20 protein-coding genes are annotated in these 22,955 nt (G+C 64.6%); 8 read left to right on the forward strand and 12 right to left on the reverse strand.

Features of this window, described 5'->3' with window-relative positions; genetic code table 11:
- Nucleotides 1-2 precede the first annotated feature (2 nt).
- Both NGK62_RS09175 and acnA read right to left on the reverse strand, forming a co-directional pair.
- A complete protein-coding gene (locus tag NGK62_RS09175; protein ID WP_251878113.1) occupies nt 3-1,364 on the reverse strand; it encodes a dihydroorotase in 1,362 nt (453 codons plus the stop codon).
- Between the two features lie 30 nt (nt 1,365-1,394).
- A complete protein-coding gene (gene acnA / locus NGK62_RS09180) occupies nt 1,395-4,094 on the reverse strand; it encodes an aconitate hydratase AcnA (protein WP_251878115.1) in 2,700 nt (899 codons plus the stop codon).
- A gap of 298 nt (nt 4,095-4,392) precedes the next feature.
- On the opposite strand from acnA, the gene NGK62_RS09185 reads away from it, so the two are divergent.
- The 5 genes from NGK62_RS09185 to NGK62_RS09205 are packed head-to-tail and all read left to right on the forward strand — an operon-like array spanning nt 4,393 to nt 8,624.
- Entirely contained in the window at nt 4,393-5,115 is a 723-nt protein-coding gene (locus NGK62_RS09185) for a GntR family transcriptional regulator (RefSeq protein ID WP_251878117.1), read from the forward strand.
- A gap of 21 nt (nt 5,116-5,136) precedes the next feature.
- Nucleotides 5,137-6,033, forward strand: coding sequence for an isocitrate lyase/PEP mutase family protein (locus NGK62_RS09190; RefSeq protein WP_059378107.1), 897 nt, complete (start codon nt 5,137-5,139; stop codon nt 6,031-6,033).
- Nucleotides 6,034-6,043: 10 nt separating this feature from the next.
- Nucleotides 6,044-6,763, forward strand: a complete 720-nt coding sequence (locus tag NGK62_RS09195) for an SDR family NAD(P)-dependent oxidoreductase (RefSeq protein WP_251878119.1) — start codon at nt 6,044-6,046, stop codon at nt 6,761-6,763.
- The gene (locus NGK62_RS09200) at nt 6,760-7,533 is read left to right on the forward strand and encodes an SDR family NAD(P)-dependent oxidoreductase (RefSeq protein WP_251878122.1); all 774 of its coding nucleotides are present in this window, start codon (nt 6,760-6,762) and stop codon (nt 7,531-7,533) included. Before NGK62_RS09195 ends, NGK62_RS09200 begins: the two co-directional genes overlap by 4 nt.
- 59 nt (nt 7,534-7,592) lie before the next feature.
- Complete coding sequence (locus tag NGK62_RS09205) at nt 7,593-8,624, forward strand: Bug family tripartite tricarboxylate transporter substrate binding protein (RefSeq protein WP_251878124.1); 1,032 nt, start codon at nt 7,593-7,595, stop codon at nt 8,622-8,624.
- 51 nt (nt 8,625-8,675) lie between these two features.
- On the opposite strand, the gene NGK62_RS09210 is transcribed toward NGK62_RS09205, so the two are convergent.
- The 3 genes from NGK62_RS09210 to NGK62_RS09220 all read right to left on the reverse strand — a co-directional run bounded on the left by NGK62_RS09210 (nt 8,676) and on the right by NGK62_RS09220 (nt 12,237).
- Nucleotides 8,676-10,931, reverse strand: a complete 2,256-nt coding sequence (locus tag NGK62_RS09210) for a TonB-dependent receptor (RefSeq protein WP_059378111.1) — start codon at nt 10,929-10,931, stop codon at nt 8,676-8,678.
- Nucleotides 10,932-11,257: 326 nt separating this feature from the next.
- A complete protein-coding gene (locus NGK62_RS09215) occupies nt 11,258-11,626 on the reverse strand; it encodes a hypothetical protein (RefSeq protein ID WP_223283298.1) in 369 nt (122 codons plus the stop codon).
- 128 nt (nt 11,627-11,754) lie between these two features.
- Nucleotides 11,755-12,237, reverse strand: a complete 483-nt coding sequence (locus NGK62_RS09220; protein ID WP_059378114.1) for a hypothetical protein — start codon at nt 12,235-12,237, stop codon at nt 11,755-11,757.
- 196 nt (nt 12,238-12,433) lie between these two features.
- Here NGK62_RS09220 and NGK62_RS09225 point away from each other — a divergent pair, with 196 nt between their 5' ends.
- Nucleotides 12,434-12,823, forward strand: coding sequence for a SecDF P1 head subdomain-containing protein (locus NGK62_RS09225; RefSeq protein ID WP_059378115.1), 390 nt, complete (start codon nt 12,434-12,436; stop codon nt 12,821-12,823).
- A 7-nt stretch (nt 12,824-12,830) separates the two neighbouring features.
- Here the strand turns inward: NGK62_RS09225 and NGK62_RS09230 are convergent, their stop codons facing one another.
- The 7 genes from NGK62_RS09230 to NGK62_RS09260 form a co-directional block, all read right to left on the reverse strand.
- Entirely contained in the window at nt 12,831-14,693 is a 1,863-nt protein-coding gene (locus NGK62_RS09230; protein WP_251878127.1) for a sensor histidine kinase, read from the reverse strand.
- Entirely contained in the window at nt 14,690-15,382 is a 693-nt protein-coding gene (locus tag NGK62_RS09235) for a LuxR C-terminal-related transcriptional regulator (protein ID WP_118931639.1), read from the reverse strand. The genes NGK62_RS09230 and NGK62_RS09235 overlap by 4 nt, the downstream gene beginning before the upstream one ends.
- 106 nt (nt 15,383-15,488) lie before the next feature.
- Nucleotides 15,489-16,274 carry an EAL domain-containing protein gene (locus NGK62_RS09240; RefSeq protein ID WP_059378119.1) on the reverse strand — a complete coding sequence of 262 codons (786 nt, stop codon included), beginning with the start codon at nt 16,272-16,274 and terminating at the stop codon, nt 15,489-15,491.
- An 80-nt stretch (nt 16,275-16,354) separates the two neighbouring features.
- Entirely contained in the window at nt 16,355-16,729 is a 375-nt protein-coding gene (locus tag NGK62_RS09245; protein ID WP_118931637.1) for an Hpt domain-containing protein, read from the reverse strand.
- A gap of 48 nt (nt 16,730-16,777) precedes the next feature.
- On the reverse strand, nt 16,778-17,407 hold the full coding sequence (locus tag NGK62_RS09250) for a response regulator transcription factor (protein ID WP_118931636.1): 630 nt from the start codon (nt 17,405-17,407) through the stop codon (nt 16,778-16,780).
- A gap of 13 nt (nt 17,408-17,420) precedes the next feature.
- Nucleotides 17,421-19,100, reverse strand: a complete 1,680-nt coding sequence (locus tag NGK62_RS09255; protein ID WP_251878129.1) for a PAS domain-containing hybrid sensor histidine kinase/response regulator — start codon at nt 19,098-19,100, stop codon at nt 17,421-17,423.
- 23 nt (nt 19,101-19,123) lie between these two features.
- Nucleotides 19,124-20,977 (reverse strand): hybrid sensor histidine kinase/response regulator, encoded by a 1,854-nt coding sequence (locus NGK62_RS09260; protein WP_251878132.1) that lies wholly within the window; start codon nt 20,975-20,977, stop codon nt 19,124-19,126.
- A 522-nt stretch (nt 20,978-21,499) separates the two neighbouring features.
- Here NGK62_RS09260 and NGK62_RS09265 point away from each other — a divergent pair.
- Together NGK62_RS09265 and NGK62_RS09270 are read left to right on the forward strand one after the other, a co-directional pair.
- Nucleotides 21,500-22,036, forward strand: coding sequence for a fimbrial protein (locus NGK62_RS09265; protein ID WP_118931633.1), 537 nt, complete (start codon nt 21,500-21,502; stop codon nt 22,034-22,036).
- Between the two features lie 135 nt (nt 22,037-22,171).
- On the forward strand, nt 22,172-22,954 hold the full coding sequence (locus NGK62_RS09270; RefSeq protein ID WP_251878134.1) for a fimbrial biogenesis chaperone: 783 nt from the start codon (nt 22,172-22,174) through the stop codon (nt 22,952-22,954).
- Nucleotide 22,955: the final 1 nt, after the last annotated feature.

Raw genomic sequence — 22,955 nt, forward strand, 5'->3', positions numbered from 1 at the left:
GTTCAAAGACGCTTGAGATAGCGGCCGCCCGGATTGCTGCGCGCGGCGTCGGTAATGCGGCCGTCCAGTGCCACGGTGCGCCCGCGCACCAACGTGCGCACGGGCCAACCCTTCAGGGTCATGCCCTCGTAGGGCGAGTAATCGGAATTGGATTCGAGCGCAGCGGGATCGACGGTGCGCTCCAGGTCCGGATCCACCAGCACCAGGTCGGCATCCTTGCCGATCTCGATGCTGCCCTTGGCCGGCATGCGATAGATGCGGGCGGAGTTCTCCGTGCCGACCTTCATCAGCGTTTCCAGCGGCACGCCACGGCGGTGATAGCCCTCGTGCAGCAAAATCGGCAGCATCAGGCCGGTGCCGGGAAAACCGTTGCTGGCCGCCCAGATGTCGGTGTCCTTGGTGGCGCGCTTGCGCGGCACGTGGTCGGTGCCGATGGTGGTGATGGAACCGTCCAGCACGCCCTCCCACATCGCGTCCACATCGGCCTGGCCGCGCACCGGCGGATTGACCTTGGCATAAGTCCCGGCGGGCGATTCGTCATTCAGGAACAGGTAGTGCGGGCAGGTCTCGACGTAGATCGGCGGCGCGTCGGGCGTGCGGCGGTGGCGCCGCGCCTCGTCCAGCGCCTCGCGGCTGCTCAGGTGCACGATGTTGACCGCGGCGCCGGTCTTGGATGCGAAGTAGCAGACGCGGTGCACGTTCTCCGCTTCCAGGAAGTCCGGGCTCTGTTCGTTCCAGGCCTTCAGGTCGTCGCGGCCGGCGGCGCGCAGCGGGTCCCGCAGGACCGGAATCACTTCTACGTTTTCACAATGCACGCCCATGATCGCGCCCGGGATCGCCGCAGTGGCGCGCAGCGCTGAATACAGCAGACCGTCGTCGATATCGGTGAAGCCCTTGGACAGCCCTGCGGCGCCCTTGTACATCATGTAGAGCTTGTAGGAATTCACGTTGAAGCGGCGCGAGATGTCCTCCAGCGTCTCCACGTGCAGATTGCTGGTGATGCCGAAATGGAAGCCGAAATCCACGCAGCTCTGCGACAAGGCGCGATCGCGCACCTTATCGAAGGATTCGCGGATATCCGCCGAGCGATGAAACGACAGCACGGAGGTTGTGCCGCCCAGGGCGGCGAAGCGCGACTCGGTTTCGAAGTCGGTCTCTGGCGAGCCGAAGCCGAAATGCACGTGCGGATCGATCAGTCCGGGCAGTACCCACAAGCCCTGGCAATCTATGGTCTCACGGGACTCGAACTGCGCGCCCGGCTCGGCAATGATGGCAATCCGGCCGTCGATGACGCCGAGCACGCCTTCGGTCAGCCCCTGCTGAGGCAAGTACAGTCTGGCGTTGGTAAGTAGCAGATCCAGCATGATGTGGTTTTTCCCGATAGATGCGTGTTTTCAGCAATGGGCCGCGTCCGCGGCCTGCGTGTCGTTCAAGAATCCGTTGAGGACGCTGGCGGGGATGCCGCCCTCCGCCATGAGTTTGCGTTCGGCGCGAGTGAGCACCTGGGCATAGGCCTGGAAGACGATGCGGCGCTCGCCGTCTTCGGCGACGACGGTGATGGGCTCGCCCTTGCGCACACCATTAGCTACGTTGTCGAAACGCAGGGTTTCCGCCCCCGTCAGGCCCAACTGACGCCAACCCTCGCCCGGGGCGAAAGCCAGCGGCAACACCCCCATGCCCACCAGATTCGCCCGGTGGATGCGTTCGAACGATTCCGCGATCACGGCGCGCACGCCCAGCAGCGCCGAACCCTTGGCGGCCCAGTCGCGGCTGCTGCCCATGCCGTAGTCCTTGCCGCCCAGGATCACGCTGGCCACACCCTCGGCGCGGTAAGCCTCGGCCGCGTCGACCACCGCCATGCGCTGTCCGCTGGGAAAATGGCGAGTCACGCCGCCCTCCATGTCCGGTACCAGTGCGTTCTTGATGCGGATGTTGGCAAAGGTGGCGCGGGTCATCACATGGTGATTGCAGCGGCGTGCCACATAGGTATTGAAATCGCGCGGCGCCACGCCCTTGCCGATCAGGTACGCGCCAGCCGGCGTATCCGTCGGGATCTCACCGCTGGGCGAGATGTGGTCGGTCGTCAGCGAATCGCCGAACGCGGCCAGCACACGGCCGTGCGTCAGGCTGGATTCCAGGTCGGCCAGGGCATCGCGGCCGGGCTCGGTCCTGAAGAATGGCGGCTCGACCAGGTATTGCGATTCCGGGTCCCAGGGAAAGCGCAGCCCCGAGGGTGCCGGCAGGTCGCGCCAGATCGCGCTGTCCAGGCTCGCCGGGTCATAGACCTCGGCGAACAAGACCGGATCCGCGGCCAGCGGCAGCAGGGCCGCGATCTCTTCCTGGCTGGGCCAGACATCGCGCAGATAGATGGGTGCGCCATCGGCGCCCGGCCCCAGCGGTTCGCGTTCGAAGTCCAGGTCTATCCTGCCGGCCAGCGCGTACAGCACCACCATGGCGGGAGAGCCAATGTAGTTGGCGCGCAGCAGCTTGTGAATGCGGCCTTCGAAATTGCGGTTGCCGGACAGCACGGCCGCCGCCACCAGGCCGCCCTCGGTGATGGCATCGGCCGCCGTCGTCTCCAAAGGACCGGACTTGCCGCCGCAAGTGGTGCAGCCGTAGCCGATCACGTGGAAACCTTGCGCCTGCAAGGCTTGCAGCAAGCCGGCCGATTCCAGGTAGCGCGTCACCGCGCGCGAACCCGGCGCCAGCGAACGCTTCACCCAGGCGGGCGGCGTCAGGCCCAGCGCCAGCGCTTTTTTTGCGACCAGGCCGGCGGCCAGCATCACGCCTGGATTGGACGTATTGGTGCAGGAGGTGATGGCCGCCAGCGCCACCGAGCCATGGCCCAGGGAAGCGCGGCTGGGCGGGTACGCGACCAACGCGTCGGCGTCCACGCCGAATCCGCCCTCGGCCAGGGGCTGGCCCAGGCGGTGGCGGAAGTCCGCCGCGACCTCGCCCACGTCCATGCGGTCTTGCGGCCGTCGCGGACCCGCCACGCTGGGACGCGCGGCCGACAGGTCGATCTCTATCACCCGGCTATAGACGGGTACGACCTCGCCGGCATCGCGCCACAGGCTGTTGGCGCGGGCATAGGCTTCGATCAGCGCCAGCTGCTCGTCGCTGCGCCCGGTCATGCGGGCATAGTCCAGCGTGCGGGCGTCTATCGGGAAAAAGCCGCAAGTGGCGCCGTACTCGGGCGCCATGTTGGCGATGGTGGCGCGTTCCGGCACGCCGAGCGCCTGTGCCGCAGGGCCGAAGAATTCGACCATGCAGCCCACCACGCCCGCCGCGCGCAACTGCTGCGTGATCAGCAGGGCGGCGTCGGTGGTGAGCGCGGGCGCCTCGATGGCGCCGCGCAGCCGCACCCCCACGACCTCCGGGATCGGAAACGTATAGGCATGCCCCAGCAGGGCCGCCTCGGCGTCGATGCCGCCTACGCCCCAGCCCAACACGCCCAGGGCGTTGACCATCGGCGTGTGCGAGTCGCCGCCGATGACGAAATCGGGATAGGCCCAGTCGCCATCCGACCGTGACTGGCGCGCGACCACGGGCGCCAGGTACTCCAGGTTGACCTGATGGATGATGCCGATGCCCGGCGTGATGACCCGCAGTCCCTTGTAGGCCTGTTGCGCCCATTTCAGGAAGCGGTAGCGCTCGTCGTTGCGCTCGAACTCGCGGCGCAGGTTGCGCTGCACCGCGCCCTCGTCGCCCCAATGGTCGACCTGCAGGGAATGGTCCACGATCAGGTCCACGGGAATCCGGGTGTCCACCCGCGCCGCGTCCCCGCCCGCCTGGGCCACCGCGTCGCGCAACGCCGCCAGGTCCTGCAGCACCGGCAGGCCGCTGGAATCCGGCAGGATCACACGCGCCACGTGCAGCGGCAGGTCGGCGCCGGCATGCTCGCGCCAATCCCAGAGCCTGCCGATCTCTTCGTCGGACACGGCGGCGCCCCAGGCGCGATGACGCAGCAGATTCTCAAGCAGCACGCGGATGACATAGGGATATGCGTGAATGTCACGCCCCGCGGCTTGGGCCGCGGCGGACAGGTCCGCGTAGCGCAGCGTCCTGCCGCAACAGGAGAAAGACTGGATCATGGCAGCGGTAATCGGGAAAATCTCAACTGAGGCCATCTTACGGCTTACGAAAGAATAGTGTCAACACTATCGCATTATTCAAAATCAGATAGAGACCCATCAAAAACAGTTTTTGCCTTACGCAAGTGAAGTGTAAATAGATGGGGCCTCATCGGAGGCCTAGGGATAACCCCTTACCACATCGGTAAAATAGCCAAAACATCCATGGCGATGCCGCCGACCTGACATCGATTTCACCCCCAAGCCAACTCCAAAAGAGTTGACACTTTTTAAATTCCTTTGATAGGCTGTCAACACTATGAACATCGCCACGACCTCCATCGCCATCAAGGACGACGCCTCCGGCCCGCTGGCCGACGTCGTTTTCGACCAGGTGCTGGACGCGATCTACCAGGGCCGGCTGGCCCCGGGCAGCGTCATCAATGAAGTCGCGCTGGCGCAGGAATTCGGCGTCAGCCGCGGTCCGGTGCGTGAGGCCGTGCGCCGCCTGCAAGGGATCCAGCTGATCACGCGCGAGCCCTACATCAAGGCGCGCGTGGTGACGCTGTCGGCGGAATCCGCGCTGGAACTGTTCCAGATGCGCATGGCACTGGAAGGCGTGGCCTGCAATCTGGCCACCCGCCGCATGAGCGACGAAGAAATCGCGCAGCTGCTGGCCGAGCTGGAACAGGACCGTCAGCGGCGCCTGGCAGCGGTCAATGGCGGCGCCCCCGCGCCGCGGGTCTTCGACTTCCATGAGCGCATCGTGCGGGCCAGCGGCAACAACCGCATCATCAACGCCCTTTGCGGCGACCTCTATCACCTGCTGCGCGTCTACCGCCGGCACTCCGGCACCGTGCTGGAGCGCAAGGACGACGCCTATGCCGAACACTGGCAGATCCTGCGCGCGATCCGCGCACGCGACGCCGAATTGGCGGAATCGCTCATGCGCTCGCACATCGAACGCGCGGCGCAACACCTTTTTGAACATCTGGCGGAAGGGGCGTCCGGCATCGCCGGGCACCCCGTCTCCGCTGCCTGACACTCTTTGGAGCAGTACGACATGCACAACCCGCGCCACCAGTTCCGGCAATTGCTGAAGAACGAACCCTTCATCGTCTCCCCCGGCGTGTACGATGGATACAGCATCCGCCTGGTCGAGGCCGCGGGTTTCAAGACCGCCTGCACCAGCGGTGCGGCAGTGTCCAACGCACTGCTGGGCATCGCCGACATCGGCGTGATGGGCCTGTCGGAAAACGTCACCCACTGCCGTCATCTGGCACGCTCCGTTTCCATTCCCCTCACGGCTGACGCCGACACCGGCTACGGCAACCCGGTGAACGTCTACCACACGGTGCAGATGTTCGAGGAAGCCGGCGTCGCCGGCATCAACCTCGAAGACCAGGTCAGCCCCAAGCGCTGCGGCCACATGCCCGGCAAGGACGTGGTGAGCGAAGCGGAAATGGTCAAGAAGATCGAAGCCGCCTGCCTGGCGCGGCGCGACGATGACTTCGTCATCATCGCCCGCACCGACTCGCTCGCGATCGAGGGCATCGAAGGCGCGGTCAAGCGCGCCCGCGCCTACGCTCAGGCCGGCGCCGACATGCTGTTCCCAGACGCCGTGCGCACCGAGGACGACATCAAGCGCCTGGTGGACGCCGCCGGCATTCCGGTCAGCATCAACATGGGATTCGGCATCCGCAACCGTCCCACCACGCCGCTGATTCCCCTGCCGCGCCTGAAGGAAATCGGCGTCAAGCGCATCAGCCTGCCGCGCATGCTGCCGGCCGCCGCCATTTACGGCATGCGCCAGGCGCTGCAGGTGATGCAGGGCGTGATCGCCAGCGGCGAGCCGGCCGACCGTCCCGACCTGCTGGTTGGCATCGAAGACATCATGCAATTGATGGGCTACGAGCAGATGCGCGCCATGGAAAAACGCCTGACGACACTGGCCGACTGAGCGCATCGCCATGACTGAGCGGAATGCGCAGGCGCATTGCGTCCTGACGGGCGCGTCGTCGGGCATCGGCCTGGCGCTGGCTGAACTGCTGCTCGCGTCCGGCTGGCAGGTGACGGGCGTGGACATCGCGCCGGCGGCAATCAAAGGCCATGGACAGTATCGCCATCTGGTGTGCGATCTGACCGACGCCGCCGCCTTGCGCGGTCTATGCGCGCTGCTGGACGGCTGCGCCCCGACGGCGCTGGCGCATTGCGCCGGCGCCGTGCGCACCGGCGGCGCGCTGGACACGCGCCCGGAAGACGCGGACTGGCTTTGGCAACTGCACGGAGCGGCGCCGATGGCGCTGGTCCGCGCCTTGACGCCACAACTGCCGGACAGCCGCGGCCGCATCGTGCTGGTGTCCAGCCGCGCCGTGCTGGGCCGCGCGCAGCGCCTGGCCTATGCCGCGACCAAATCCGCCCAGATCGGCCTGGCGCGCAGCCTGGCCGCCGAACTCATCGTGCGCGGCATCACCGTCAACGTCGTCGCGCCCGGCGCGGTCGACACGCCCATGCTGCGCGATCCCAAGCGCGGCGCTCCGCCGCAGGTGCAGCTGCCGCTGGGCCGCCTGATCGACGCGGGCGAAGTCGCCGCGGCCATTGCCTTCTTCCTGGGCGCGCAGGCAGGCGCCATCACCGGACAGACGCTCTACGTCTGCGGCGGCGCCTCGCTGGGAGCGATGCCGCTATGACGCAGGCGAACGCACCCACGCTGCATGGCAAGGTCGTGATCCTGACCGGCGCGGCCGGCGGATTGGGCCAGGCGATCGCGGCGCAATGCCTGCTTGCCGGCGCCCGCGTGGCCTTGCTGGACCGCGACTCGGAACTGCTCGCGCAAACCCGCCAGACCCTCGCTGCACCTGACACCCAGATGCTGGCGATCGCCTGCGACGTGACGGACGCGCAAGCGACGCGCGAAGCCGTCGAAAAAACCGCCACGCATTGGGGCGCGATCCACGCCCTGGTGAACAACGCCGCCACCGTCACGCCGGGCAACAAGATCGCGGACCTGACGCTTGAACAATGGCGCCAGGCGCTGGACGTGAACCTGACGGGCGCGTGGCTGATGAGCAGATGCGCCATCCCCCACATGGCGCGGGCGGGCGGCGGCGTCGTGTTGAACATCGCCTCGCAGCTGGGCAGCGTGGCCGCGCCGGGCCGTGGCGCGTATGGCGCCAGCAAGGCCGGTCTGATCGCGCTGGCGCGCGCCATCGCCGTGGATCACGCGGCCGATGGCATCCGCGCCTTGAGCCTGTCGCCGGGCGCGGTCCTGACCAGCAGGCTGGTCGCGCGCTATGGCAGCGCACAGGCCGCCGGCGCCGCCTTGGCGGCCAAGTACCCAGCCGGACGCCTCGGCATGGCCGAGGAGATCGCACAGACCGCAGTTTTCCTGATCAGCGACGCCGCCTCGTTCATCACGGGCACGGACATACGCGCGGACGGCGGCTACACCGCGCTATAGCTCCCGCCGCCACCATCGACTTCACACAAGACTTACATCACACAGCAAGGGGTAGAACCATGAAGCACATCACCACCACCTCCGCAACGCACGAACGCCCGGCGCGTCCGGCCCTGCGCCGCAGCATGCTGGCGCTGCTTGCCGGTGCCTTCGGGCTGGCCGCCGCCCCCGTCTTTGCGCAGGGCACGGACAACTTTCCCAACCGTGCGGTCACCATCGTCGTGCCCTTCCCGGCCGGCGGCGCCACCGACATCACCGCTCGTCTGGTGGCCGAAGGCCTGTCCAAGAAGTGGGGACAACCCGTGGTGGTGGAAAACAAGCCCGGCGCAGGCGGCAACGTCGGTTCGGAATACGTGGCGCGCGCCGCGCCCGACGGCTACACCCTGGTGCTGGGCGTGACGGGTTCGCACGGCATCAATACGTCGCTCTACAAGAACATGCGCTATGACCCGGTCAAGGATTTCGAGGCCATCACGCAGGCAACGCTGTATCCCAATGCCATCATCGTCAACAACGATGTGCCGGCCAACAATCTCCAGGAACTCATCGCGCTGTTGAAAAAGCCCGATGCGCACTACTCGTACGGCTCGGACGGCAACGGCACGGCATCGCACCTGGGCATGGAGCTGATCAAGAACCAGGGCAAGTTCGAGATTTCCCACATTCCCTACCGCGGCAGCGCGCCGATGGTGACCGACCTGCTGGGCGGCCAGATCCAGGTAGGCGTCACCGGCCTGCCCGCGGTGCAGGCCTATGCCAAGAGCGGCAAGCTGAAGATCGTGGCGCTGACCACGGCGGGACGCTTCGCCAGCGCGCCCGACTATCCCACGGTGGCCGAACAAGGCTTCCCCGGCTACGCCGCTCCGCCCTGGTCGGGCTTCTTCGCCCCCAAGGGTACGCCCAAGCCGCTGGTGGAGAAGATATCGGCGGACATGCGCGAAGTCATGGCCGATCCCAAGACCAAGGAGAAGCTCGCCGCTTCCGGCAGTGAATTCACGCCTTCCACGCCCGAACAGTTCCAGGCTTTTGTGCGGCAGGAAATCGCGAAGTGGGCCGAGGCCGTCAAGATCTCCGGCGCGCGCATCGACTAAGGCGGCATGCACGACGCCAGCGCCGCGGCTGCGGCGCTGGCGTGATGCGCATCAGTTGTAGCGGAACGTGGCGGTCAGCATCGCCGAACGGCCGGGCGCCACGTAGCTGAACAGGCCCACGTGCGAAGCCTCGTAGATGGTCTCGTCGGTCAGGTTGTTCAGGTTCAGCTGCAGGCCAAAGTTCTTGTTGAACTGATAGGCCGCCATCGCGTCGTAGCGCCAGTAGGACGGCAGCTGATAAACGTTGGCATCGTCCACATAGCGCTTGCCCGTGTAGGTGGCGCCCGCGCCCACCGTCAGCTCCGGCAGGAACTTGTAGGTAGTCCACAGGCTGGCGCTCTGGCGGGCAATGAACTTCATCTGATTGCCGCTGTAGTCGGTGCCGCCGCTCTGGTAGCTGGTGACCTTGGGGTCCATGTAGCTGTAGCCGCCCCAGACCTGCCACTTGGGCGTGATGGATCCCGCCACGCCCAGCTCGATGCCGCGCACGCGGTTGCTGCCGGACAGCGTCACATCGCCCGTGATGGGATCGGAGCTGCGGGCATCGGTCTTGCGGGTTTCGAACACCGCCGCCGTCAGCGACAGGCGCTCGTCGAACACGTCCCACTTGGTGCCCAGCTCGATGCTGCGGCTCTTTTCAGGCGCCAACGCCGCGGTGCCCGCGGTCAGGCGGCCGCCTGCCGCGCCGTCCGCGCCGCCGGACTGGCCCGCCGTTTCACCGGACGGGTTGGACGAGGTGCCGTAGGACACGTAGATGCTGCCGTTGGGCGCGGGCTTGTAGACCAGACCCAGCTGGTAGTTCCACATGTTGTCGGTGCGCTCGACGTTGCCGCTGGTCACGCGGTAGTTGTCATAGCGCAGGCCGGCGTTGGCTTCCCATTGCTCGCTGAACTTGACCGTGTCGAACACGTAGGCCGCGCGCGTAATGGTCTTGGCGGCGTCGTAGCGCGGCCCCCAGCGCAGGCTGCCGGTATACGGCTGGCGGGGATTGGGGTTGTACAGGTCGTCCTGCAGGGTCTTGTCGAAGCCGCCCGAGGGCACGCCGTCGCGCTTGCTGATCGTCTCGGTGCTGAACTCCAGGCCGGCCACATAGCTGTGCCGCAGGCCGCCGGCGGTAAATTCGCCGAACATGTCGGTCTGGTTGATGAAGGAGCGGTTGGTCTGGTTCAGGCTGCGCAGCGCCTTGCTCATCTTCACGCCGTCCGCCTCGTTCGAGCACGGCGCCACGCCATAGGCGGGGTTGGGCCTGCCGCCCACGCGCGCCGCGCAATTGTCGAAGGACGGGCGCGTCATCACGTATTCGTTGGTGGACTCGCTATAGCGCGTGCCGTTGCGCAGTTTCAGCTTGTCGCTGAACTTGTGCTCGACCATCAGGGTGGTCATGTCGGCCTGGTTCTTGCGGTAGTCGCGGCCGATCAGGCCGTAGTAGTTGTTGCGGTCCACCTTGGGCGGCGTGACGCGATCCGGGCGCGACTCGTTCTTGAACGGAATGCCCAGGTCGGGCGTGTCGTCGTTCTGCAGATGGTAGTAGCTGAGCGTGACTTGCGTCGGCGTGCCCAGCCCCCACGAGAACGAGGGCGCCACGCCCCAGCGGTCGGTCTCGACGTGGTCGCGGCCCGGGATGTCGCCGCCCTGCTTCATGAAATTCAGGCGGAATGCCGAGCTTTCGCCCAGCGCCCAGTTACCGTCGCCGGTCAGGCGCCAGTTGTCGTCGGTGCCCACGCCGACGGTGCCTTCCGCGAAGTTCTCCAGCTTGGGGCTCTTGCTGACCAGGTTGATGCTGCCGCCGGTCGAACCGCGGCCGGAGTATGCGGAACTTGGCCCCTTCAGGATCTCGACCGACTCCAGGTTGAAGGTCTCGTGCGAGAAACGGCCCAGGTCGCGCATGCCGTCGACCATCATGTCGGTACTCGCTTCGTAGCCGCGCACGAAGGGCCGGTCGCCGGTGGGCGTGCCGCCCTCGCCGGCGCCGAAGGTAATGCCCGGGGCGGTGCGCAACACATCCATGAGCGAGGTCGCGGCCCGGTCGCGCATCAGCTGTTCGGTGATCACGGTGACCGAACGCGGCGTGTCCAGCAGGGGCGCCGTCATCTTGGGCGACGAGGCGATGTTGGCTTCGTAGCCATCGCTGACCGCTTGCCCCTGCACGTGCACCGGCGACAGTTCGTGCACGGCGCCTGGCGCCACGCTGCCCTGCGCCAGGGCCAGGCCCGGCGACATCAGCGCGCCGCACACCGCTGCATAGATGGAGGTCGAAGTGTTCCCACCGGCCTTGGCATGGGCCGTCGATGTATCTGCTTTGTTCATTGGACTCTGTCAGAAACCGCCCCGCGGCGGCTGCGCTATCAGCGCGGTCTTGGTTTTTTAAGAGTGCCAATGATATTCATTCTTATTTTTACATTCAACAAATAGTCAGGATTTATTCAGAAAATTGTCAATTTTGGGGAATTTGGCAGGATCAAAAGACCATAATGCGGCGCGATAGCAACAACCCGTGCGCATCAATCTGTTCACAGCACGCGCGCATTGGCGCTCATCCTCAGGCTTTGCGCATGAAAAAGGCCCCTTTCTCCAGAGATCGAATCCTCTGGGGAAAGGGGCTGGACAGACTCCCAGCCACGCGTCGCCCAACCTTACAGCGAGTACCGGTACTCGCAGTTGAGGGTGGCCTTCAGCGGCGTATCGGCCTGCACGCCCGACACGCTGCGCGGCCGCGGCGCCATCAGCTTGGCCTGAAACTTGCCGGCGGCGTCGCCATTGCTTTCCCGCTTCACCGTCAGGCTGGACGGCATGGCGTACAGCGTGAGCGGCTGGCCCTGGGCCGCGATCACCAGCGTGAATACGGACTGCGGAAAGTCCGCCACCACGAAACCCTGGGTCGCATCCGAGTCGAACGTCAGGCTGCCGTCCGCGTAGCTCAGCTTCAGCTTCATTTCCTCGGACGATGGTGATGGGATCGCGCCTTCCAGTTTGACCTTGCCGCTTTCGGATACGCAGTTCAATTCGGCGGGTGCAGATCCCGCATGGACAACGCCGCTCAACGACAAGCAGGCCGCAAACCAAATTCCTCGCACCGCCATGAGACTCTCCTTCGTGGGACCCGGTCTTGATCCGGGATCATTACGCAGCATCAGTGCGCGCTTTCGTCCGCCGGCTTCAGCACGCCAGCTTCCCGCAGCGTCTCGGCGGCGCTATGGCGGATCGCCGACAGGCAACGCGCGACGATGCCGCGCAGCAAGGCCTCCGAGGGCAGCGCGTCGGGTGCCGCCACAAAGCTCTCGATCGCAGCCGAAACGCGGTTCGTCACCGGGTCTCCGCTACCCTGCGTGATGTACAGCTTCACCGCCTTGCAGCGGTTGTTGACCGTATTGATGATCTCCAGCAGCTCGGCGCGGCCCAGGCCTATGTCGGCCGCATCCACAAAAGACGGATAGACCAGGCGCAGAAACTCCGGATCATCGGCGGTCAGGCTGAAATACAGGGTGCCCAGTTCGGGATGGCGGAACAGGACATCGCCCTCTTCGTCGACCCGGGCGACCAGGCCCAACTCTTCCTGAACCACATGTTGGTAAAGCGCGGCAAGCGGCGTCGCGCCGGCAGTGATGTTCGACATGTTTCGACTCTCTTCGTATGGATCGCACGGCGGATGCCGCGCTGAACCTTGCGCCGCGAAGCATAGCGCCCATTGCGTGCTCGCGCTGGTCAGATTTGCGCCAGAGATCAGCCCGCGATACATGCGCTAGGATGTAGGAACCCGCCCGAGCCCTCAAATGGGGCCAGGCCAGGATGTCCATCAGAAGGAGCTTGCCATGCCATCAATGAGACAACTCGCCCGCGCGGCCGCACTTGCGCTGCTGCTGCCCTGCGCGGCCTACGCGGAAACGGTCGTGCTGCAGGTGGCGCGGGCCACCGCCGGCGCCGACCCGCAAACCTCCGCCCGGACAGTGGACGTCGAGCTGAAACCCGAAAGCCGCCAGGCCCTGGCCGACTTCACCCGCGACCGCGTGGGCAAGCGCATCCAGCTGCGTTCAGGCGGCGTGTTGCTGTCGTCCGCCACGCTGCAAAGCCCCCTTGAGGGCGACAGCTTCCGCATCACAGCGGGGGAACATGGCTTTGCCGGCAAGTCCGCGGAGGAAATCGCCCAGAGCATCATGAAAAGCGGTGGCCTGACGGTGGACGACGAAAACACCGCGAAGTGACCAGCCATCAAGCCTGAGGCGCGCGCAGCCCCAGCGTGGCGGTCAGCGCGGTCCGTCCCGGCTGCGACGCAACCTCCAGCGCGCCCCCTACCCTGGCGATGCGGGTATGCATGCTGCGCATGCCCACGCTGATGCCCGCGCGCAGCACCGCGGCCACGTCAAAGCCGACGCCGTCATCCTCGATGCGCAGTTCGAGGTGGTCGGATTCGGACTGCCGCAGCTCCAGCTCCACGCGCCGGGCGCGGCTGTGCTTGAGCACATTCACCAGCGATTCCTCAACCAGCCGCGTCAACGCCATGCATTGCAGGGCGCTGGGCGGCGTGCGCCATAGTTCCGGCACCCGCCAGGTGGCGCTTATGTCCAGCTCGTCGAACAGCTGCATGAAGCGGTGGCGCAACGGCGCTATCCATTCCCGCGGCGTGGCCGGCACCGTGACGCCCGCGCTGGAACCGCTGTCTATGGTCTGCCGCAGGTCATCGCGCAACAGCTTGAGCATGGAAAGAAACTGCTGGCTGTGCAGCGGTGCGCTGGCCTGCTCCACCACGGCCATCATGCGGACCAAGGAGCCGCCCAGCCCATCGTGCAGATCGTGCGCGATCTGCAGCCGGTCCTGAAGCCGGGCGTTCGTCAGCGCCAACGCATGTTCGCGTTCCAGCGTGGTGGCGAGTTCGGTGCGCGCCTGCTCGATGCCGCTGGCCAGCTCCTGGTTGAAGCGCTCGATGCGGCGCACGCTGCGCGCATGGCGCAGCCCCAGCACCGCGGACATGCATAGCATGACCACCACGCTGGTGAAAGGCGTATAGGTTGTATCGCTGTCGATGAGCCTCAGCACCCGCAGCAGATCGTGGGCGCAGGCTGCAACGAAAACCAGCAGGCAAGCCGCCAGCATGGCGTGCTCGGGTCGGCGGGTACGCCACGCGTGCACCGGGAATTGCAGGCAATTGGCGAAGAAGATCGCGGACACGATCAGCACCACGCCCAGTTGCACCTCCGCCAGATGCCGCTGCGGCACGAAGGCCATCGCCGCCAGCAGCACGGCCGCCAGCAGCCACAGCGCCGGCTCGATGCGCGGCACGGACTGCCCGCCAAAGCGCCACGTAAAGACACAGAAGCAGGCGACGTACAGCACCAACACCATGATGTTGGCCCGGGCCGCCGTCAGGCTGTCGGAGAACGGCCAGGGACTGGTCACAAGCACGTTGGCGATGAACAGCACCCAGAACAGGGCCATCAGCGCGTACCAGCCAAAGGCGCGCTGTTCGCGCCGCATGAGCCAGATGAAGAAGCACAAGCCGCCCAGGACGGCCGAGACGATCAGGTTGAGCGTGAACAGCGTGCGGTTGCGCCACCACAGGTCTTCGTACTGCCGCAACACCGTCCACTGCCCGCCCAGATGCACCGGCCCCAGGCCGGGCGTCTGCCCCGCCACGCCGACCACGCGGATCCACAAGGTGTTCTCGCCCGGATGCAGCAAGGCATCGGGAATCACCCAGTAACGCGGCATGTTCCAGCTGCGCGACAGCGGTTCCGTCAGGTGCGGATCGCTCCAGATCCGTTCGTCGTTGATATAGGCCTCGCCCGCCATGACGACGGATTCCAGCGCCAGGGCCACCTGGCCGGGCGCCGCGCCGGCGCAACTGCGGGTCCAACCGATCCGGTACCAGGCGGTGCCGCTATATCCCGGCCAACGGGCGCTCCAATCGTCGGGCAGCTCCACCGCCTGCCATTGCGCCGACTCCGGACGCCGGCCATCGTCGCCGCCCTTGGCGACCTGCACCGACAGTACCTGCGCCGTACAGGCGTCAGCAGGCTGCTGGGCCCACGCCGGCGCCAGCCATAGCGCCAACCACAGGACGGCCAGCCACTTCAATCGAGCAAGCCGCGCGTGCGCGCCGCGTGTATGGCCCGCGTCCGCGAGGAGACCGCGAGCTTGCGGTAGATGTGCTTGACGTGGCATTCGACGGTGTAGCGCGACAGATGCAGCTCCTCGGCGATCTCGCGGTTTCCCAGTCCCTCGGAGACCAACCGCAGGATCTGGCTTTCGCGCGGACTCAGGGTTTCGACGGATTCGTCCGCAGCCTCGTCGGCACGTTCGGCCCGTCTGGGGCGCAGTTCTTCGATGATGCGCCTGGCCACGAAAGGATCGATCGGCGCCCCGCCCCGCAGCACGCTGCGGATGGACAGGGACACCTCCAGGTCGTCGCGCTCCTTGAGCACATAGCCCGTGGCGCCCGCGCGCAGCGCGGCAAGAATTGCGTCTTCCGTGCTCCATGCTGAAATCACCAGGATCGCCAGGCTGGAGTCCTCCGCGTGCATCTCGGCGATCAGATCGGTGCCATTGCCGTCGGGCAGGCCCAGGTCGACCAGCGCCAGCGCAAACGGCTGGCTGGCGAGCTGCTCGCGCGCCTGCGCCAGCGTGGCGGCAAACACCAGCGCCTCCGGCGCATAGCCAAGCTGCAGCAGCAGGCCTTCCAGCCGGCGGCAGATCAGGGGTTCGTCCTCCACCAGCAGCACCGGGGCAGGCAGGGTCGACTCGGAAGCAAGCATGTGGGCGGTCATCGGATGAGGGCGGGCGGAATTGCCCAGCCTGAACTATGTCTCAGCCGCGCGAAACCGGATATCCCTGGAAGTTGGTATTTTCACAGGAATTTCGCGCCAGGCGTGGCTACCGCTTCCGGCTTTCGATGAACTCGGACAATACGACGGGCGGCGACAGCACATAGCCCTGCCCGTGGCTGCACCCCATGGACTGGAGCAAAGCGATGTCCGGCGCGCTTTCGATGCCTTCGGCGATCACGCGCAGGCCGAGCCGTTCCCCCAGCAACACCGACAGCCGCGTGATTTCCCGCGCTTTCCGGTCGCGGCGGATGCGGCGCACGAAGCGTCCGTCGATCTTCAGCTCGGCGATGGGCAGGGCGTTCAATAGCTGCAAGGAAGCATAGCCGGTTCCGAAATCGTCCATGCTGACCTGGCAGCCGGCCTTCGCGAATTTCTTCAAGGACTTGCGCAGCAGTTCGAGGCGGGTGATGGGCTGGTCTTCGGTCAGCTCGATCCGGAAGCGCGTCATTGGGATGTTTGCCGCGGCGGCATAGCCCGTCAGGACGTCGACCGCATCATGGCTGACCAAGGTTGAGGCCGACGCGTTGATCGCCAGCGGCACGTCGATTCCCTGCTCCTGCAGCGCCTGCGCCGCGTCCACCGCCAGCCGGCAGATCTGCTCGAAGAAAAACAGATCCAGGCCCAGCCGATGGACGGCGGGCACGAAATCAGCCGGGCTGATATCGCCCATGGTCGGGTGTTTCCAACGAGCCAGACATTCCGCGGCGACCATTTCGCCATTCAGCAGGTTGAATTGCGGCTGTAGGGCGACGCTCAAGCCGTTGCCTCGCCATGCCATCAACATGACTTCGTGGTCGCCAAGTTGCTGGCATTGCGCTGCAGCGCGTTTCATACATCATTCCTGGTGGACAGGGGAGGAAATTCACATACAGCCACTCTAAGGCGCTTCGGGAACGAAAAATGTAGGAGGATTCAGAATGTGCGGCTCACGCGCTCCAGAACCGCGCTCAGATTCTTGACGACCGGGACGTAGTCCGCCAAAAGCTCCTCACGCGCCTGCCCAGGCTCCCTGACTAGCATGGTCTCAACGCGCAGACAAAGTTCAACCAGGGCGCTGCAGCCCAGCAATTGCGCGGTATTCAGAATTCGATGCGCATATCGTTTGACGTCTAACCACTGCTCCTGTCCGATCGCCAGCTGCAAGGCATCGACGTCCTTCCTGTGGTTGACGTGCAGGCTATGCGCCAGCTCCGCCGCGATGCTCCGGTCGTTACCGACCTTGGAAAGCAGTTCATCGCGCAGCGCCGCCACCGCCTGGTCCTGTGAGCTTTCCTGGTCGGGATGCATGGCCGAAGCCGCGGGGTTGTTCACTCGGAAATAAGTCCTATAAGGTTTTCACATCGATATTTTCGATTTTCTGGCGAAATCGACCAATTCAACCAAGGAACCGATCTGCAATTTGGTCATTATCCTGGTCTTGTGCGTGCTGACCGTTTTATTGCTGATGAATAGCGCGTCACCGATTTCCTTGTTGCTCAATCCTTGGGCCAGCATCTGCGTGACGACCATTTCCTTGTTGGAAAGCAGCTCGAGTTTCTTCTGATACGCGTCTGCCACATCCGCCTGGTTGGCCGTCTTGGCCGCGTTCGGAAACACGCGGTAGCCCGCCAGCACGGACTCGATGCAGCGGACCAGTTCCTTGATCTCCAGGCGCTTGCTGGCGTAACCACAGGCGCCGAGCTCGGCCACGCGCAAGGCGAAGACCGAAGGATCATGCGCCGACACCACCAATATCCGCAAGTCCGGATTGACGGCGAGGATTCTGGAAATGGCTTCCAGGCCGCCCATTTTGGGCATATCCAGATCAAGCACGATCAGATCCGGGCGTTCGCTGCGGGCCAGCGCCAGCGTATCGACCCCGTTGTCCGCTTCCAGTATCCGGCTGGCGCTGGGCAATAGGGCGATTTGCGTCCTGAGCACCAGACGAAACGCTGGATGATCATCCACAATCAAGACTGTCGACATGCTGCCCCTCCCTTCAATGTATCTTAGGTGTGCCGCCCGGCGGCCGCTTGGCATGCGCGAGGATGAAGGACTGCAGCGTCTGCAGATCCACCGGCTTGATCAGCACGGCGTTCATGCTGGCACGCGCGCCCGAAGCCAGATCGAGCTCAAGTTCGCTGGCGGTATAGCCCAGCACCGGCGTGGCCGCATTCATGCCGCCGCCGGCTCTCAAGGCGGCAGTGAAAGCGGTGCCGTCCATGACGGGCATGACGCAGTCGCAGATGATCAGATCAAACTCCAGCCGTTCCGCCAATGCCAGACCGGCCGCGCCATTCTGCGCGAATTGCGCGGAATGCTTCAACATCCGCAATTGATGCTTGAGCAGCAACCGGTTGGCTTCATGGTCGTCGATGACGAGCAAGCGCAAGCCGCCGGCATCGGCCGCAGTTGGCGCAGTAGCCGCCGCCACAGTGGCGCTTTCCGAAGGCGGCAGCGCCAAGGGCAAGCGCACCGTTACCCTGGCGCCCTGCCCGGCCGTGCTGGATACTTCCATGGAACCGCCCATCAGACGCGTCAGTTCGCTGCATATGGACAGCCCCAGTCCGATGCCTGCGCCTTGTTCCCGAACCATGGGTTCAAAGTGCGGCACTGCCAGTCTGGCCTGCACCTCCTCGGCAATCCCGGGGCCGGTGTCCGCGACGCACAGCGCAATCCACTGCACCTCCTCCGTCGCGCGCGTGGCGCTCAGCGAGACATCGATGCGGCCATGATCCGTAAAGCGGACCGAATTGGATAACAAGTTATCCAGCAGTTGCTTCAAGCGGATCGGATCCGAAAAATGACGCTCGGCAAGGTCGCTGCCGATGTCCAGTGTTAGCTGCAGGCCCTTTGCCTGCGCTGCGGCCCGAAACGGCGCCAGCGTGTCCGCCGCCAGCGCGCGCAGGTCGACATTCTGCCGCCGCAGCTGCAAGTGACCGGTTTCCAGCTTGGATATGTCGATCAGGCCACCGATCAGCGACAGCAGCGATTGGGCCGACTGGCGCGACATGGCAAGCCGCTCGCGCACCGTGCCAGAAAGTCCATCACGCGACAGGATCAGTTCAAGCATGCCGATGATCGCATTCAGAGGAGTACGGAGCTCATGGCTGATGAACCCTAGATACGTCGACTTCATCAAATTGGCCCTTTCCATGTTCAGCCGGGTTTCGGACACGTCACGCAACATGTCGGGAAAACCGCGAAAACGCGCGCTACCCCCAATCAAGCCGATGAGGGTGCCGTCCTCCCCTCGCAACGGCGCGGCCCACGCGGCCACCCCGCAAGTGGAATCATGCTGGAACGGATGTTCGCGGACCAAGGTTTCGCCGCTCGCCAGCACTTGGCGATAGTCGCGGATTATTTCGTTCAGATTGGCCGGCAGATCGCTGCCGGAAGCCGGCGCGGACAAGGAGTCCTGCGGAGCATGCAGAGGGCGGTTCCAACCCTCGCGGCGGCAGATAGCTGCGTACTCCTTGAGCGCGTCGTTGCGCGTCACCAGATTCAGGTCGAGATCCCGGATGAATATCCCGGCGGGCAGCGTATCCGCCAAGCTCGCAAGCTCGGCCAGCTCGCGGCGCGGCGACCTGGCGCCGAGAATGCGCAGCGCGATCCAGACCAGCATGACCACCAGCGCCGCGACCAACGCCATGTTCAGGAACACGGAAAGCGTGAGCATGGCGCCAGGCTCGCGATGAACCACTATGCCGCTCCGTCCCGCGCCAGTGCGCTTGCGCCGAGCGCCGCCGGCAGACAGGAATCAATGGCGTCTGCCAACGCCCGCAGACCGGCGGGCTTGACCAACACCTCGTTCATGCCGGCCCGCAGGCCCGTCTCGCGATCCTCTGGACGCGCACCGGCCGTGTATCCCAGTACGGGAATGGCCGCGCTTTCGCCCGCGCCTGCGCGCAACGTCCGCGTGAACTCGGCTCCGTCCATGTCCGGCATCTCACCAGCGCAGACGACCAGATCGAACCCGCTTCCCCTGATCAACGCCAAGCCCTGCGCGCCATCAATCGCCATCTGCACGGCATGGCCGAGGAATTCCAACTGGCTTTTCAACAGCAGGCGGTTGCCGGCCTCGCTTTCAACCACAAGCATCCGCAGCCCGGTGGCGGGCCGCTGCGTCATTCCGAGCATGATCTCTTGCGGCGGGTCGGGCTGCTCGCCGGATCCAAGCATCAGCGGCACGCGGACATAGACGTGCGTACCCTCGCCCACGACGCTGGAGATGCGGATGGTTCCTCCAACACGATCCACTATCTGCCGGCAATAGTGCAAGCCCAGTCCGGCGCCATCGGGCGAGGCGCTCAACCCCGCTTCGTAGCGGGACGCCGACAGCTTCTGCTGTATGTAAGGGTCTATGCCGCTACCGGTATCGATCACCGACAGCGTGAGCCATTGCCGGCCATCCTCCACCGGGGCGCCGTCCAGATGTATCCGGACGCCACCCCGTTCCGTGTACCGGATGGCGTTGGAAAGAAAGTTGTTGAGCAACTGATTCAGCCCCTGAACGTCCATCATGTGGCTGGCGGCAACCCCGGGAGCCACTTCGACCGTCAGGCTTATGCCCTTCTCGTAGGCGCTAGGCGCGAACAACGAAACCACGTCGGCCAAGACCCTGGGCACCGAATTGGATACGCGCGCGCTCGCCAGATCGCCGGTCTCCATCCTGCGCGTATCGACGATGGACGGAATCAACTGGAGCAGAGACTGGGTGGACAAACGCACGGTCGCCAACATTTCTTTCGACTGCCGCGGCATCGCGGCGTCAAAGGACGCCATTTCCAACAGGCCCGCCATGGCGTTCAAGGGATTGCGCACATCTCGGCTGACCGCAGCCAGGAATCGGGTCTTCATGTTGTTGATGCGCTCTGCCCTGCGGTGTGCGCCTGCCGAGTCGTCCAGCGACTGGCTATGACCCAGGAAGTAGCTGCCCACGCATAGCACGCCGATGACGTGGCCATCCAACCCACGTATAGGCGCGGCCAGCCCTTGGTATGGCGCCCTGATGCCGACAGCCTCCAGCACATTGTAAAAATCGAACGCACAAGTTTCCCCCGTGGCCACTGCGGCGCGATACACCTGCACGACCTCGGCCGTGTTGCGCGGCAACGGAATCTGGTCTTTCTCCTCGCCGGACAAGAACCCCAGATCGATGTACTCGGGTCTCGACCACCCATTCCTGATGACAATGTCTGCAAAGCGCTGCATACCCGCGCTGGATCCGACCATGCGCAGCGACTTTTCGCGGACGGACATATCCACGGGGGCCGCAGCGATCAGATGCACGGCTTGCTGCAAGCGCCGCTGCGGATCGCGGTCTTGTGCCGTGGTGCGTTTCAGTATCAGCCCGACCCACAGAAGGGCAAGAAGCAATACGCCGTTTAGCGCCCAGGACAGGGGCTCGGCCAATGCGAACCGCTGCCAGAACGCGGCAGCAGTCGGTGCGCCCAGTGCGCATAGGGAGACAAGAATGGCGGCCGCCCCAACCGCCGACCGGGCGCGGACGACGCCGCTGCGCTGCATGGCGCTCGCAAGAACTTCCGGCTTCATCTGGAGAGTGTCGGTGGTCGTGCCTGTGGCTGGATTTGGTATGCGCTGCGCACCGGCGATTTTATCGCAGAAGGCCTGCCGTCATCCTATTGCACACGTCCGCGCGTCAGTAAAACCGTTGAAACGTTGCTTTCAAATCACGATCCAGAAGAGCCCAAAAAATACCAATCAAGACGCCTTATTCGGACAATATTGGCAATTATTGGCAAGAATCGCCAATCATCTTTTTCATATGAAATTTCATACAACAAGAAGGGAGGATTCCTACACTATCAGAATCCTGATTCCATTAATTTTCAGTCACCGACGAAATGCAGGCAGCGGGATTCGGAGGAGCAGAAAAATGGATTATTTGACTGCGCCCTTTCATCGATATTCGAATTGAATTTCGATAATAGCCGGATCGCACGGAAGTTAATTCCTGAAAACCGAAAGACAGCATTTCGAAAGTCGGTCGCCCCCTGTTTTCAATAACCCCAGGCGGCGCTTTTGATTATTAATCGACTCAGGATATTTACTTCCATGAACAAGAATACGATTGCCAAGTTTGCCCTGCTCGCCACGGCGGCAGCGGTTTCCCAAGCCGCCCTGGCCGAAGACGGACGTGTCCAATTCAACGGCGAAATCGTCGATGCGCCTTGCTCGGTCTCCCCTGGCGCGACGAATCTGGTCGTCCCCCTCGGCAAGGTTTCGCGCGCCAGCATGGACGGCGCCGCGGGCAAGCATTCGACTCCCGCCCAATTCGAGATCCAGCTGACCGATTGCAGCGCATCGGCCAAGGGCGCGAGCATCACGTTCAGCGGCACGCCGGACAGCATCAGCACCGACGTGCTTGCCATCTCGAATTCGGGCGGCCTGACCGCCAGCGCCTCCGGCGTCGCCGTCGAACTGCGTGACGCTTCACGCGCCAAGATCGCGTTGGGTTCGCCCTCTCCGAAGTATGTACTCGGCGTCGGCACCAACAACCTGAAGTTCGAGGCCGCCTACGTTTCGACCGCCGCCACCGTCACCCCCGGCCCGGCCAACGCCACCGCGCAGTTCACGGTGAACTACAACTGACGCCGTTTTGCCCGACCGCCGGCCCCGCGCGGGGCCGGCGCCAAGCCTCCACACAGCAGACGGCTCCAACGGAACCGCGACCTGAATCGCCGCCAAAGCCCATGGAAGGCTTGCGAGCAAGACATCGAGATCCTCATGCTGAAAGACATCGCGCAACAGTTCGTGCTCAAGGCGCGACCCTTCATGATTTTCGCCCTGGCGGCCACGCTGGCCCACGCCAATGCAATGGCTGGCGTACTGGTCGGCGGCACCCGCGTCATTTTCAACGAGAAGGACCGCGAGTCCTCCATTCCCGTCAAGAACACCGGCACGTCCCCTTACGTCGTGCAGGCCTGGATCGATAGCGGCGAAGGCAATACCAAAACGCCGTTCGTGGCCAGCCCGCCGCTGTCGCGGCTGGACCCCGGCCAGGAAAACGTGCTGCGCATACTGCGCTTGGCCGGCAATCTGCCTCTCGACCGCGAATCGGTGTTCTGGTTGAACGTCAAGGAAATCCCGGAAAAGAGCCCGGACGAGAACGTGCTGCAGATCGCAGTGCGCACCCGCATCAAACTGTTCTACCGGCCTGCGGGCCTGTCGGGCAAACCTGGCGAACAGCGTCAGCAGCTGCAATGGGCTGTCGCCTCCGGCGGCAACGGCGCGGTGCTGAAGATCGCCAATCCTTCCGCCTATCACGTCACCTTCGCCACGCTGAACATCAACAACGGCCAACAGCAGATCAACGGCGGAATGGTGTCGCCCGGCGCCGTGCTGGAGTACCCCTTGTCCGGACTGTCCGCGCCTGGAGACCTGGACGTCGTGTTCACGACCATCAACGACTACGGCGCCGAGACTCCCGAGGAAAAAGTCCGCGTGCCCAGCGCGCAGGTCCCGGTTCACGTCAAGGCCGAACCCATCGCGCCTGCCGCAAGCCGCTAAC

The sequence above is a fragment of the Achromobacter sp. Marseille-Q4954 genome (assembly GCF_943737025.1).
Taxonomy (GTDB): domain Bacteria; phylum Pseudomonadota; class Gammaproteobacteria; order Burkholderiales; family Burkholderiaceae_B; genus Achromobacter; species Achromobacter bronchisepticus_A.